Source organism: Pelovirga sp. C15f, assembly GCF_057178085.1.
Map to the genome: position 1 here is coordinate 26,211 of NZ_JBXUCV010000010.1, position 12,866 is coordinate 39,076.

The window sequence follows — 12,866 nt, forward strand, 5'->3', positions numbered from 1 at the left end:
TGTTGCTTAAACGCGACGACGCTTGGGTGGACGACAGCCATTGTGGGGGATTGGAGTGACGTCCTTAATCATTGTCACTGTCAGTCCGGCAAGGGAGAGCGCACGCAAAGCAGACTCTCTACCGCTACCAGGACCCTTAATATAGGCCTCAACTGAGCGCATACCATGCTCCATAGCCTTGGTTGCAGCTTCTTCGGCGGCAATCTGGGCGGCAAAGGGCGTACTTTTACGCGAGCCCTTGAAACCTTTTGCGCCTGAGGTTGACCAGGCTACCACATTACCCACAGGGTCGGTGATGGTTACAATAGTATTATTAAAGGTTGATTGTATATGTGCGACTCCGCGCGCAATATTCTTTTTTTCAACCTTTTTACGTACAACTTTCTTACCTGATTTGGCCATGATAACTCCGCTTATTTCTTCTTGCCGGCAACAGTCTTTTTAGGACCTTTACGTGTCCGCGAATTATTCTTGGTGTTCTGTCCGCGTACCGGCAAACCTTTACGGTGACGAAGTCCGCGATAGCATCCAAGATCCATCAGACGCTTGATATTCATCGAAACCTCGCGGCGCAAATCTCCCTCAACGCGACAGTTGTGGTCTACCAATTCACGAATCGTTGCCAGTTCGGTCTCGGTCAGATCATCAGTGCGAGCGTTATAGTCAACCCCTGCCTGATCAAGAATTTCTTTAGATTTGGTGCGGCCGATCCCATATACATAGGTCATTGCCACTTCAATGCGCTTGTTGCGCGGGAGATCAACTCCAGCAATACGTGCCAATTTTTCCTCCTAGGGCCTTATCCCTGTCTTTGCTTGTGTTTGGGATTCTCGCAGATGATCCGGATAACACCTTTGCGTTTGATTGTTTTGCACTTATCACAGATCTTCTTGACCGAAGCTCTTACCTTCATTGTGAGATCCTTTTCCTATCCATTTCCCATAAGATTGAATGGGAGTTACTATGAATCAATCCGGGAGAGTATTTCCGGACCGTTTTCAGTTATCGCTATCGTATGCTCAAAATGAGCTGAGCGTTTACCATCAACCGTCACTGCTGTCCAGCCGTCATCGAGAATCGTCACTCCGGGCTTGCCGACATTGACCATCGGTTCAATTGCCAGAGTCATTCCCGGCCGCAATCTGGGTCCGGTACCAGGTGAACCGTAGTTCGGTATTTGTGGATCCTCATGTAACTGACGACCAATACCATGACCAACAAATTCACGCACCACACTATAACCAGCCGCTTCGACACAAGTCTGCACGGCGTGCGAAATATCTGACAAATAACCATCAGGTTGCGCGGCATCAATACCTTTTTGCAGCGACTGACGGGTTACATCCAGCAATCGCCGGCTCTCACTGTTGACCTCGCCTACCGAGAAGGTAATCGCATGGTCACCGTAAAAGCCCTCAGAGATCAGGCCGAAATCGACACTCAGAATGTCGCCCTCAATCAATGGTGAGGTATTTGGAAAACCATGAACAATCTGCTCATTCAGTGATGCACATATCGTATAAGGAAAACCACCGTAACCTTTGAAAGCCGGTTTGACATTCCACTTACGACACTGATTAAAAGCAATGGTATCGAGCTCAAGGGAAGTGACCCCAGGTTTAATCTTGTCCCGCAGCAACATTAATACTTCTGCGACCATACGTCCGGCACGACGCATTTTTTTAAGTTCAGCATGCGACTTTAATACTATCAATTCAGCGCGCCTGCAATCCAGCCAGAATCTCCTGCTGGACATCTTGGATCCCTGACATGCCGTCTACTGTCAGCAATATCCCCGCATGACGATAATAATCTTCAAGCGGCGCCGTCTGTCGACGATATGCTTCCATCCGATGGCGGATTGTCTCTTCATGGTCATCGTCACGCTGGGTTAACTCACCGCAGCAGACAGAACAGGAACCATCTGGTGCCGGGGGATCAAACTTAAGATGAAAACCCTTGCCGCAGTCCTTGCAAGTGCGGCGTCCGGTCAAGCGTTCAACCAGAGCACCAGTATCTACCTGCAAGGAGACAACGGCATCCAGCTCCTTATTCAGCTGACCCAGAGAATCATTCAGGGCGTCAGCTTGAGGAACGGTCCGTGGAAATCCATCAAGGATAAATCCTTCGGCACAATCAGACTCCTGCAATCGCTCATGAACAATTCCAACGACGACAGTATCTGGCACCAGATCACCTGCATCCATAAAGGCTTTTGCTTTGAGGCCCATCGGTGTTGACGCCTTGACCGCAGCCCGCAGCATATCACCGGTGGAAATCTGCGGGATATTGAAGCGCTTTTCCAGCAAAGCAGACTGGGTACCTTTTCCTGCACCTGGGGGTCCAAGCAAAATCAAATTCATGGCAAAACCTAACCGTGTCGTCCCTTAAGGGTGACACCCTTCATAAAACCCTCGTACGAACGTGATATCAGATGTGCATCGATCTGTGCGGAAGTATCCATACCAACAGCAACAACAATAAGCAAGGCCGTACCACCAAAGAAGAATGGAACGTTCAGTTGACTAATTAATATTGTTGGCAACACACAAACAGCTGATACGTATATAGCACCGGCAAAAGTTAAGCGACTCAAGACAGTGTCGAGATACGTCGCAGTCTCCTTGCCGGGCCTTATCCCCGGGACAAAACCACCCTGATTCTTAATATTTTCAGCTACGTTAACCGGGTTAAAGGTTATAGCCGTGTAGAAGTAGCAGAAGAAAACAATAAATGCAACATAAAATATATTATAGACCAGATGCTCCGGCGACAGATAAGCGGAAACCTGCTGAACCCAGGGGGTATCGACAAAACTCGCAATGGTAGCTGGAAACATCATGATCGAGCTGGCAAAGATGGGCGGGATAACACCAGCCATGTTGATCTTCATAGGCAGGTGACTTGATTGGCCACCCATGTTGCGCATGCCGACAACTCGTTTTGCATAGTGAATCGGCACCCTGCGCTGCGCTCTTTCCATGAAGACAATGGCAGCAACAGTGCCCAGCATCAAGGCCAGAATGAAGATAATCACCGTTGGCGTCATAGCACCGGTTTCCAGCAGGCGCAGGGTATTGACGATGGCTGAAGGCATTCCTGCCACAATACCGGCAAAAATGATCAATGAAATCCCGTTACCGATACCCCGTTCAGTAATTTGCTCACCAAGCCACATGACAAAAGCAGTACCAGCGGTCAGGGTTATTACAGTCATCAGGATAAAGCCGAAACCCGGATTCGGAACCACTGGTTCGCCCGCTGGCCCAACCATCCCCTGAAGACCATAAGCCATACCAGCACCTTGTATAATCGCTAGAACGATTGTTCCGTAGCGGGTATATTCGGTAATCTTTTTACGACCTTGCTCACCCTCCTTGGATAATTTTTCCAAAGGCTCATAAACGACTGTGAGCAGCTGTAAAATAATGGAGGCACTGATATAGGGCATGATGCCCAATGCAAAAACGGCCATCATTTCAAGGGCACCACCAGTAAAGGCACTGACCAGGCCCAGCAGTGTTCCTTCAGATCCGGCAAAGAACTGAGAAAGAACCTGGCCGTCAATACCAGGGGTCGGAACATGGCAGCCGATGCGGTAAACTGCAAGAATAGTAAGAGTGAAAGCAATCCTGCGGCGCAACTCCGGTATTGCCAGAATATTCTGTACAGTTGATAGCATTAAATAACCTCGGCCTTACCACCTGCGGCTTCAATTTTTTCGACGGCTGCGCGACTGAATTTATGGGCCTGGACCGTCAAGGCCTTAGACAATTCGCCATCAGCAAGGATTTTTATTCCATCTTTCATTTTCTTCACCAGCCCTGCCTTACCATAGAGCTCGAGAGTGATGGTCGTATCGGCATCGAAACAATCAAGATCGCGCAGATTAACAAGGTTATAATCTTTTTTGTTAATCGAGGTAAACCCACGCTTGGGCAAACGACGTTGCAGGGGCATCTGTCCACCCTCAAAACCGGGCTTAATACTGCCGCCGCTACGGGCCTTTTGGCCTTTGTGACCCTTGCCGGAGGTTTTTCCCGTACCTGAGCCTGGACCACGACCAATGCGCTTTTTATTTTTAGTAGAACCGGGAGCCGGCTTCAATTGACTTAAATCCATGATACTGCCCTTTATTCTGTAGTCAGTCCTCAACGACAACCATATGCTCGACTTTGCGAATCATTCCACGAATTTCTGGAGTATCCTGCAATATCACTGTCTGATTCAGGCGTCTAAACCCGAGGCCTTTGAGTACATTGGAAAAATACGCCTTACGGCCAATAGGACTCTTTTTTAAGGTGACTTTAACTTCTGTCGCCATCCTGCTTCTCCCTGATTTCTTGCTTAAAGCTGATTGATTCCGCGGCGTGCGTTAATTTCTTCAGGACTCTTAAGCATCTTTAAAGCGTTAATAGTAGCCTTGACGACATTGTGAGGATTGTTAGTGCCCAAACACTTAGTCAACACGTTACCAACCCCTACCGACTCAAGAACCGGTCGCACTGCGCCTCCGGCAATGACTCCAGTACCCTCAGACGCCGGTTTAAGCAATACCCTGCCGGCTCCGAACTTGCCAATAACATCATAGGGAATTGTACTTCCCTGCTGGATCGGAACCCTGATCAGGCTTTTTTTAGCTTGTTCAACCGCCTTACGGATCGCTTCAGGCACTTCTTTGGCTTTTCCGAGACCATAACCAACATGACCATCACCATCACCGACAACTACCAGGGCGGAAAAGCTGAATCGACGTCCACCTTTGACAACTTTGGCATTACGATTGATATGAATAACACGATCGGTCAATTCCAATTTATCTGGATCAATGCGCAGCACAGATCATCTCCTCTATAGTTTGAGTCCAGCTTCCCGTGCCGCATCGGCCAGAGCCTGAACGCGCCCCTGATACAGGAATCCATTTCGATCAAAAACAACATTGTTGATATTTTTTTCCAGTGCCTTGCGAGCAACAGCCGCACCTACAGCCTTTGCAGCTTCAACATTGCCCTTGGAATTCATATCGATGCCGCTTTCCAACGTAGAGGCAGCCACTAAAGTAGCACCTGCAGTGTCATCAATGATCTGGGCATAAATATGTTTTGCACTGCGAAAAACAGAAAGCCGGGGGCGTTCACTTGTACCACGAACTTTTTTACGCACGCGGGCTTGACGCTTGAGTCGTGCCAGACGTCTCATCTGAGAAACATTCACAGTTTTGCTCCTTGCTTTATAATCATCTATTTACCAGCTTTGCCGGCTTTACGCAGAATACGTTCATCGGCATACTTGATGCCTTTTCCTTTGTAAGGTTCCGGGGCACGGAATGAGCGTATTTTTGCTGATGTAGAACCGACCAGCTGCTTATCAATGCCGATCACGCTCAACTTAGTCTGCTTTTCAACCTCAACAGAGATACCTTCGGGTAATTCATAAACCACCGGATGGGAATACCCAAGCGCCATGGTCAAAACTTTACCACTGATTTCAGCCCGGTAACCAACACCATTGATTTCAAGCGCCTTTTTAAAACCCTGGGAGACACCGACCACCATGTTATTAATCAGGGAACGTGTCAAACCATGCAATGCCAGATCGGTTTTTTCGTTACTGGGGCGACTAACAACAATTTGATCGGCCTCCACAGCAATCACCATACGCTCATGCAATGACTGCTTAAGTGTTCCTTTGGGTCCAGTCACAGTCATCTCATTTCCGCTCAGAGAAACCTTTACGCCTGCGGGAACGGGAACTGGCAACTTTCCTATACGTGACATTTTGATACTCCTCGCTCTGCTTTACCAGATTGTACAGATTACTTCGCCACCAACATTCTCACGGCGCGCAGAGACGTCGTCCATGACTCCCTTGGAGGTCGACAAAATAGATACTCCAAGGCCATTTTTCACCTTGGGAATATCATCCGTACTGACGTATACGCGGCAACCTGGCTTTGAAATTCGCTTGATCTCGTGAATAACAGGCGACTGATTATCATCGTATTTAAGAAATATACGCAGTATACCTTGTTTATTATCACTGATAACTTTGAAGTTTTTCAAATAACCCTGCTCATGCAATACAGTTGCAACCGCAACCTTCATATTGCTCGACGGCACATCAAGCTTTGCATGACCAGCCATACCTGCATTGCGAATGCGGGTCAGCAAGTCTGCCATCGGATCTGTCATGGACATAGATGGTTCTCCTTAACGCTGTTACCAGCTGGACTTGACGACTCCGGGAATCTTTCCTTCGGACGCCAGTTTCCGCAGACAAATTCTGCACATATCAAACTTACGATAATAAGCTCGTGGACGACCGCAAATCGGGCAGCGATTATACTGACGAACTCCAAATTTTTGGGTTCGTTGTGATTTAGCAATCATCGATTTCTTTGCCACTGTTTCCTCCGCTTCGTGTAGTAACTATTTTCTGAACGGCATGCCGAGACCAGACAATAGAGCACGTCCTTCCTCGTCAGTTTTGGCCGTTGTAACAATGGTGATATTCATTCCAGAAACCTTGGCAATGCGATCGAGGTCGATTTCCGGAAAAATAAGTTGCTCACGGATTCCGAGGGTGTAGTTGCCGCGACCATCAAAAGCCTTTGGTGAAATCCCCTTAAAATCTCGAACACGCGGTAATGCAACGTTAATAAGACGGTCGAGGAATTCCCAGGCGCGATCGTGACGCAACGTTACACACGCTCCGATCGACATCTCTTCGCGCAATTTGAAACTGGCAATCGACTTTCTTGCCTTGGTGATGACTGCCTTCTGTCCGGTAATACGACCGAGCTCCTCAACTGCGGACTCGAGAAGCTTAGGGTTCTGGATAGCCTCTCCTAGCCCCATGTTAAGGACTACCTTCTCAATTTTCGGAACTTCCATAACATTTCTGTACTGAAATTCTTTCATCAGAGCCGGAACCTGCTCCTGAAGATGCATCTGCTTTAACCTGGCCATCAAGATCTCCGTTTATTTATCAACGCTCGCGTTACATTTTTTGCAGTAACGGGTTTTATTGCCATCTTCGAGTTTACGCACGCCGGTTCGGGTCGGCTCATCACAGGAACCGCAGACCAACATGACGTTGGAAAGGCTGATTGCAGCTTCCTTTTCAACAATGCCACCCTCCGGGTTAAGCTGACTCGGACGCGTATGACGCTTTACAACGTTCAAGCTTTCTACGATGACCCGCCCCTTGTCAGGCATGACGCGCAGCACTTTACCGGTTTTACCACGCTCTTTACCGGCGATAATCTTTACCATGTCATCTTTTTTGACATGCAGTTTAGCTATAGACATTACTTAATTTCTCCAGTGATAATTTACTACAGAACTTCCGGAGCCAGCGACGCGATTTTCACGAAATGGCGAGCACGCAGTTCTCTGGCAACAGGGCCAAAAATACGGGTTCCGATCGGCTCATTACCATTGTTGACAACAACAGCTGAATTGTTGTCAAAACGGATAAAAGATCCGTCAGGACGCGGGACCTCTTTCGTTGTCCGGACAATTACTGCGCGCACAACATCACCTTTTTTAACTTTTGAATTAGGCAACGCCTCTTTCACGCTGCAGATGATGATATCGCCAACTCCGGCGTATTTGCGCTTGGAACCACCGGGAACCTTGATACAACAAAGTTTTTTGGCCCCGGAATTATCTGCCACGCTAAGCATGGATTGCATCTGGATCATGACATCAACTCCTACGCCGTAACGGCTTTCTCCAGAATCTGGCGCACACGCCACCGCTTATCCTTGGACAAGGGTCTGGATTCTACTATAAGGACCTTATCACCGACAGAACAACTGTTCGTCTCATCGTGAGCTTTACAGGTGACTTTCCGCTTGATGATTTTTTTGTACATACTATGTTTAACCAGGTTATCCATCTTAACGACAACGGTTTTATCCATCTTGTCGCTGACAACAATCCCAACCCTGGTATTTCTCTTGCCGCGTTCTGTGACTTCTTGACTCATGTGACCTCTCACTTAAGCTTGTTGCTTGCTGGACAGAAATGTCTTAACCCGAGCAATATCCTTGCGCACCTGGGACACTCTGGCTGAATTTTCTAAGTGGCCGGTATGCAACTGGAAACGCAGATTAAATAATTCTTTATGCAGTTCGGTCTCTTTGGCACAAAGCTCATCGATACTGAGATCCTTCAATTCACTAGCCTTCATTGCCGTCCTCTCTCTTCACAAACCTGGTTTTCATCGGCAGCTTGTGGGCACCAAGACGAAATGCCTCACGGGCGATTTCTTCCGTTACACCCTGCATTTCATAAAGGATATGGCCCGGCTTAACGACGGCTACCCATTTATCCAGGGAACCTTTACCTTTACCCATACGGGTTTCAGCTGGTTTGCTGGTGACCGGCTTATGAGGAAAAGCACGAATCCAGATTTTTCCGCCGCGTTTGATGTAACGAGTCATGGCGCGTCGCGCAGCTTCAATCTGACGGGAGGACAACCAACCGCACTCAGTCGCCTGGAGCGCGTAATCACCGAAGCTGACCTCGGTGCCACGGGTGGCCTGACCAGTCATCCTGCCGGTAAATTGCTTTCTATGTTTAACCTTCTTGGGCATTAACATGATTTGTTACTCCTGATCAGCCCGCTGGCTGTTCTTTCTCTTTGCCTAGCACTTCACCTTTGAAAATGAGCACTTTCACTCCAATAATTCCGTAGGTCGTCTTTGCTTCAGCAAAACCGTAGTCAATGTCAGCGCGCAGGGTATGCAGTGGAACGCGCCCCTCACGATACCATTCGGTGCGACTCATCTCAGCACCACCGAGGCGACCGGAACAGGTGATTTTGATCCCTTTGGCACCAAATTTCAAGGCCATTGTGACGCTTCTTTTCATTGCCCGGCGGAAAGCAACCCGTCTTTCAAGCTGAAGAACCACGTTCTCAGCAACAAGTTGCGCATCAACTTCAGGCTTGCGTACCTCCTGGATATTGATAAAGCATTCGTCATCAGTAATCTTGGCCAGTTCTTTCTTTAGAACTTCAACTTCTGACCCTTTTTTACCAATGATAATCCCCGGGCGCGCAGCATAAATATTAATTTTGACCTTATTCGCAGCGCGCTCAAGCTCTATTTTGGAAATACCGGCATGAAAAAGACGCTTTTTCAGAAATGCACGCAGCTTCAAATCTGCATGAAGCTTAGCTGCATAATCACCATCTGCATACCAGCGGGACTCCCAAGTCCGGTTGATACCCAGACGAAATCCTATCGGATGAACTTTCTGGCCCAAAGGGATACCTCCTCGAATTACTTGACGTTCAATACCACAGTAATGTGGCTGGTCGGTTTACGAATCCGGCTGGCACGCCCTTGAGCACGCGGCATAAACCGCTTGAGCACGGGACCCTGATCAACCATAATCGATTTGACAAACAACTTATCAACATCAGCTGCACCCAGCTGCTCAGCGTTGGCCACTGCCGACTTGAGCAACTTGCTAACTATCGGAGCACTTTTCTGAGGAGAAAAGCGCAACAAGTTAAGGGCATCCTGAATGTCCTTACCACGTATCATATCAACTACAAGTCTCGCCTTACGTGGAGAGAGACGGACGTTTCGTAACTTGGCTTGTGCTTCCATTATTCCAAACTCCTGTCAGGATAGAAACTATCTGACCTTGCTTTTCTTGTCACTGCCATGACCGTAGTAGGTACGGGTTGGCGCGAATTCACCGAGCTTGTGTCCAACCATATTTTCACTGACAAACACCGGCACAAACTTTTTGCCGTTATGCACGGCAAAGGTCATACCAACGAACTCAGGGATAATTGTCGACCGCCGAGACCAGGTCTTGACTACCTTATTACGGCTAGTGTCGCCCTCAACCTCAAACTTACGCATCAGTGATTCTTGAACGTAAGGTCCTTTTTTTACCGATCTTGCCACGTACGCCTCCTACAGGCTTAAATACTATTTTTTATTTCTACGACGAACAATAAAATTGTCAGTACGCTTGTTGGATCTGGTCTTGTAACCTTTGGTCGGAACGCCCCAGGGAGTAACGGGATGACGACCACCAGAACTCTTGCCCTCACCACCACCATGGGGGTGATCGACCGGGTTCATCGCCACACCACGGGATTGGGGCCGCTTGCCCAGCCAGCGGTTACGACCAGCCTTGCCAATCTTGATTTTTTCATGATCGAGATTGCCAACCTGACCAATCGTCGCACGGCATTCCTGAAGCACCAGACGAACCTCACCTGATGGCAGACGCAACTGCGCATAGCGTCCTTCTTTAGCTGCGATCTGAGCATAAGTACCAGCGCTACGAGCTAACTGTCCACCTTTGCCAACTTTTAGCTCAACATTGTGTACCCAGGTACCCAGGGGGATCGAGCGAATAGCAAGTGCGTTACCGGGCCGGATATCTGCGCCTTCACTGGCAACAACAGTATCACCCACATTCAAACCGGAGGGCGCAAGGATATAGCGCTTTTCACCGTCGGCATAAAACAACAAGGCAATCCGTGCGCTACGGTTGGGATCGTACTCAACAGCCGCTACTTTTGCCGGCACTTCCAGTTTGTCACGACGAAAATCGATTACGCGATATTGTTTCTTATGACCACCACCGGTGTGTCTTTTGGTAATGCGTCCTGCATTGTTACGACCGCCACTGCGCTTAATCGGTTCCAACAATGATCTTTCCGGCTTGCTTTTGGTAATTTCTTCAAAAGTCGAGGACGTCATTTGACGACGTCCAGGAGAAGTCGGATTATATTTTCTGATGCCCATAATTAGCTACTCCATACCCGCTAAGCGTACTGATTAGACGCCGAAAAAATCGATGTCATTACCCTCTGCGAGGGTTACAAATGCCTTTTTCCAATTATTGCGTTGCCCCAGGCTGGTGCCGACACGCTTTACCTTGCCGCGAACAACAGCAGTGTTAACGGTCTTGACTTTAACATCAAAGGCATCTTCAATAGCCCGTTTGATCTCAATCTTGTTGGCATCACGCGCAACTTCAAAGGTGACGACGCCGGACTCTTCTTTAAGAAGATTCCCTTTTTCAGTGATCAACGGTTTGCGAATAATCTGATGCAGTGGTTTCATTGCTCCATGGCTCCTTCTACTTCTGTCACGGCTGCCTCTGTCATCATCAAATTCGGATACTTGAGAATATCATAGACATTGATGCCGGCAGCACGCAGTACTTTGACTTTTGGCAGATTGCGAGCGGACAGTTCCACATTCTTGTTTTCACTGTCAATAACAATCAGCGCACCTTCTAATTCAAAGCGCTCGATAATCTGGCGGAAATCCTTGGTGCTGATCGCATCAAGGGAGAGCTCTTTGAGAAGCAGCAACTTTTCTGCCTGGAATCGAGCAGAAAGGGCACTGCACAGCGCCGCCTTCTTCACTTTACGATTCAACTTGAAGGCGAAAGAACGCGGAGTCGGACCAAAGGCTACACCACCACCAACAAAATGGGGCGCGCGAATTGTTCCCTGACGGGCATTACCTGTCCCCTTCTGGCGATAAGGCTTCTTTCCGCCACCGGCAACTGCACTGCGATTTTTAACAGCGGCAGTCCCCTGACGTCGAGCCGCACGCTGATATCGAACCATATCATGGAGCAAATACTCCCTGACTTCGACATTAAAAACTGAATCGGACAGGGTGCACTCACCTATCTGATTTTTATTCTGATCATACAAGGTTGCTGTTGCCATTATCTAACTCCTGAAGCTCCTGGCCTGCTAAGCCTTAATGCCTTTGCGAATTTCTACCAGTCCGTTTTTTGGGCCGGGAACAGCACCACAAACAAGAATAAGGTTTTGTTCCGGTCTGACATCAACAACGACTAAATTCTGTGTAGTAGTCCGTTGATTACCCATCTGACCGGGCATCTTCTTGCCTTTGACGACCCTGGATGGGGTAGCTGACTGACCGATGGAACCGGTTCTGCGCTTGAACATGGAGCCGTGGCTGGCACGACCGCCAGAAAAACCCCAACGCTTAATAACGCCCTGGAAACCCTTGCCCTTGCTGGTAGCGGTCACATCAATCCGGTCTCCCGGCTTGAAGATATCACAGGAAAACTGATCTCCAACAGCACAGGTACCAGCCGTTGGAAACTCACGGACAAAGGCAAAGGCACCCTGACCGGCCTTTTTGAAGTGCCCCATTTCCGGCTTATTTACGCGGTGTGCGCTCTTGACACCAAAGCCGAGCTGAGCAGCATCGTAACCGTCAGTGGCAACAGTCTTCAGTTGCAGCACAGTACAGGGACCTGCTTCGATAACGGTCACCGGAATTCGGCGCCCATCAGCCGCATATGTCTGCGACATGCCTATTTTTTTACCTAACAATCCATTGATCATTGTCGTAACCTTAATTTATCGCTTAAATAACAACGCTTAGAGCTTAATTTCCACGTCTACACCGGCTGACAGATCAAGCTTCATCAGCGCGTCAACTGTCTGCTGGGTTGGATCCATAATATCGAGCAAGCGCTTGTGAGTCCGAATTTCAAACTGCTCACGGCTTTTTTTGTCGACATGGGGACCACGCAGAACACAGTATTTATTAATAATTGTGGGCAGAGGAATAGGGCCGACCAGGCGAGAACCAGTGCGCTTGGTTGTATCAACAATCTCTGCAACAGCCTGATCCAGCAGACTGTGATCATAGGCCTTCAGGCGAATTCTGATTTTTTGTGTAGACATCTGTATTCCTCGGTTTTTTATTGTTACTCGATCACTTCACTGACAACGCCGGCACCGACTGTACGGCCACCTTCGCGGATCGCAAAGCGCAACTCTTTGTCCATGGCTATCGGGGTGATCAGATCAACCGTCATGGCGATGTTGTC

The 12,866-nt window shown here is 48.5% G+C and carries 28 protein-coding genes; all 28 read right to left on the reverse strand.

The annotated features are described in order from the left end of the window. Positions 1-6: 6 nt before the first annotated feature. Positions 7-402, reverse strand: coding sequence for a 30S ribosomal protein S11 (rpsK, locus tag AC1931_RS14790; RefSeq protein ID WP_483878058.1), 396 nt, complete (start codon positions 400-402; stop codon positions 7-9). An 11-nt stretch (positions 403-413) separates the two neighbouring features. Further along, entirely contained in the window at positions 414-782 is a 369-nt protein-coding gene (gene rpsM, locus AC1931_RS14795) for a 30S ribosomal protein S13 (protein WP_483878059.1), read from the reverse strand. A gap of 17 nt (positions 783-799) precedes the next feature. After that, entirely contained in the window at positions 800-913 is a 114-nt protein-coding gene (gene rpmJ / locus AC1931_RS14800) for a 50S ribosomal protein L36 (protein WP_191154481.1), read from the reverse strand. A gap of 48 nt (positions 914-961) precedes the next feature. Beyond that, positions 962-1,756, reverse strand: coding sequence for a type I methionyl aminopeptidase (gene map / locus AC1931_RS14805; protein ID WP_483878060.1), 795 nt, complete (start codon positions 1,754-1,756; stop codon positions 962-964). Next, positions 1,716-2,363: an adenylate kinase gene (locus AC1931_RS14810; RefSeq protein ID WP_483878061.1), complete on the reverse strand. Its 648-nt coding sequence runs from the start codon at positions 2,361-2,363 to the stop codon at positions 1,716-1,718. The genes map and AC1931_RS14810 overlap by 41 nt, the downstream gene beginning before the upstream one ends. 8 nt (positions 2,364-2,371) lie before the next feature. Then, a complete protein-coding gene (secY, locus tag AC1931_RS14815) occupies positions 2,372-3,682 on the reverse strand; it encodes a preprotein translocase subunit SecY (RefSeq protein WP_483878062.1) in 1,311 nt (436 codons plus the stop codon). Beyond that, a complete protein-coding gene (gene rplO / locus AC1931_RS14820; protein ID WP_483878063.1) occupies positions 3,682-4,122 on the reverse strand; it encodes a 50S ribosomal protein L15 in 441 nt (146 codons plus the stop codon). The genes secY and rplO overlap by 1 nt, the downstream gene beginning before the upstream one ends. A 22-nt stretch (positions 4,123-4,144) precedes the next feature. Continuing rightward, positions 4,145-4,324 carry a 50S ribosomal protein L30 gene (rpmD, locus tag AC1931_RS14825; protein ID WP_483878064.1) on the reverse strand — a complete coding sequence of 60 codons (180 nt, stop codon included), beginning with the start codon at positions 4,322-4,324 and terminating at the stop codon, positions 4,145-4,147. Positions 4,325-4,347: 23 nt separating this feature from the next. Then, complete coding sequence (rpsE, locus tag AC1931_RS14830) at positions 4,348-4,839, reverse strand: 30S ribosomal protein S5 (protein ID WP_483878065.1); 492 nt, start codon at positions 4,837-4,839, stop codon at positions 4,348-4,350. A 12-nt stretch (positions 4,840-4,851) separates the two neighbouring features. Next, positions 4,852-5,199 (reverse strand): 50S ribosomal protein L18, encoded by a 348-nt coding sequence (rplR, locus tag AC1931_RS14835; protein ID WP_483878078.1) that lies wholly within the window; start codon positions 5,197-5,199, stop codon positions 4,852-4,854. Between the two features lie 41 nt (positions 5,200-5,240). Then, positions 5,241-5,777 (reverse strand): 50S ribosomal protein L6, encoded by a 537-nt coding sequence (rplF, locus tag AC1931_RS14840; protein ID WP_483878066.1) that lies wholly within the window; start codon positions 5,775-5,777, stop codon positions 5,241-5,243. A 21-nt stretch (positions 5,778-5,798) separates the two neighbouring features. Then, positions 5,799-6,197, reverse strand: coding sequence for a 30S ribosomal protein S8 (gene rpsH, locus AC1931_RS14845; protein ID WP_483878067.1), 399 nt, complete (start codon positions 6,195-6,197; stop codon positions 5,799-5,801). Positions 6,198-6,218: 21 nt separating this feature from the next. Continuing rightward, positions 6,219-6,404, reverse strand: coding sequence for a type Z 30S ribosomal protein S14 (locus AC1931_RS14850; protein ID WP_191154490.1), 186 nt, complete (start codon positions 6,402-6,404; stop codon positions 6,219-6,221). 24 nt (positions 6,405-6,428) lie between these two features. Then, positions 6,429-6,968: a 50S ribosomal protein L5 gene (rplE, locus tag AC1931_RS14855; RefSeq protein ID WP_483878068.1), complete on the reverse strand. Its 540-nt coding sequence runs from the start codon at positions 6,966-6,968 to the stop codon at positions 6,429-6,431. Positions 6,969-6,980: 12 nt separating this feature from the next. Beyond that, positions 6,981-7,310 (reverse strand): 50S ribosomal protein L24, encoded by a 330-nt coding sequence (gene rplX, locus AC1931_RS14860; RefSeq protein WP_483878069.1) that lies wholly within the window; start codon positions 7,308-7,310, stop codon positions 6,981-6,983. A 26-nt stretch (positions 7,311-7,336) separates the two neighbouring features. Continuing rightward, on the reverse strand, positions 7,337-7,705 hold the full coding sequence (gene rplN / locus AC1931_RS14865) for a 50S ribosomal protein L14 (protein ID WP_483878070.1): 369 nt from the start codon (positions 7,703-7,705) through the stop codon (positions 7,337-7,339). Between the two features lie 11 nt (positions 7,706-7,716). Continuing rightward, positions 7,717-7,992, reverse strand: coding sequence for a 30S ribosomal protein S17 (gene rpsQ / locus AC1931_RS14870; RefSeq protein ID WP_191154493.1), 276 nt, complete (start codon positions 7,990-7,992; stop codon positions 7,717-7,719). A 12-nt stretch (positions 7,993-8,004) separates the two neighbouring features. After that, complete coding sequence (gene rpmC, locus AC1931_RS14875; RefSeq protein ID WP_483878071.1) at positions 8,005-8,196, reverse strand: 50S ribosomal protein L29; 192 nt, start codon at positions 8,194-8,196, stop codon at positions 8,005-8,007. Next, positions 8,186-8,608, reverse strand: coding sequence for a 50S ribosomal protein L16 (rplP, locus tag AC1931_RS14880; protein WP_191154495.1), 423 nt, complete (start codon positions 8,606-8,608; stop codon positions 8,186-8,188). The genes rpmC and rplP overlap by 11 nt, the downstream gene beginning before the upstream one ends. Before the next feature lie 16 nt (positions 8,609-8,624). Beyond that, entirely contained in the window at positions 8,625-9,275 is a 651-nt protein-coding gene (rpsC, locus tag AC1931_RS14885) for a 30S ribosomal protein S3 (protein WP_483878072.1), read from the reverse strand. 17 nt (positions 9,276-9,292) lie between these two features. Next, positions 9,293-9,625 carry a 50S ribosomal protein L22 gene (gene rplV, locus AC1931_RS14890; RefSeq protein ID WP_191154497.1) on the reverse strand — a complete coding sequence of 111 codons (333 nt, stop codon included), beginning with the start codon at positions 9,623-9,625 and terminating at the stop codon, positions 9,293-9,295. 27 nt (positions 9,626-9,652) lie between these two features. Then, on the reverse strand, positions 9,653-9,931 hold the full coding sequence (rpsS, locus tag AC1931_RS14895; RefSeq protein ID WP_483878073.1) for a 30S ribosomal protein S19: 279 nt from the start codon (positions 9,929-9,931) through the stop codon (positions 9,653-9,655). 24 nt (positions 9,932-9,955) lie between these two features. Then, complete coding sequence (rplB, locus tag AC1931_RS14900; protein WP_483878074.1) at positions 9,956-10,783, reverse strand: 50S ribosomal protein L2; 828 nt, start codon at positions 10,781-10,783, stop codon at positions 9,956-9,958. A gap of 33 nt (positions 10,784-10,816) precedes the next feature. Then, on the reverse strand, positions 10,817-11,104 hold the full coding sequence (locus AC1931_RS14905; RefSeq protein ID WP_483878075.1) for a 50S ribosomal protein L23: 288 nt from the start codon (positions 11,102-11,104) through the stop codon (positions 10,817-10,819). Next, positions 11,101-11,724, reverse strand: a complete 624-nt coding sequence (rplD, locus tag AC1931_RS14910; protein ID WP_483878076.1) for a 50S ribosomal protein L4 — start codon at positions 11,722-11,724, stop codon at positions 11,101-11,103. The genes AC1931_RS14905 and rplD overlap by 4 nt, the downstream gene beginning before the upstream one ends. Before the next feature lie 27 nt (positions 11,725-11,751). Then, positions 11,752-12,375, reverse strand: coding sequence for a 50S ribosomal protein L3 (gene rplC, locus AC1931_RS14915; RefSeq protein ID WP_483878077.1), 624 nt, complete (start codon positions 12,373-12,375; stop codon positions 11,752-11,754). A 36-nt stretch (positions 12,376-12,411) separates the two neighbouring features. Next, the gene (gene rpsJ, locus AC1931_RS14920) at positions 12,412-12,720 is read right to left on the reverse strand and encodes a 30S ribosomal protein S10 (protein ID WP_191154503.1); all 309 of its coding nucleotides are present in this window, start codon (positions 12,718-12,720) and stop codon (positions 12,412-12,414) included. Positions 12,721-12,743: 23 nt separating this feature from the next. After that, on the reverse strand, positions 12,744-12,866 hold a 123-nt coding region (locus tag AC1931_RS14925; protein ID WP_483878079.1), incomplete at its 5' end, for an EF-Tu C-terminal domain-related protein.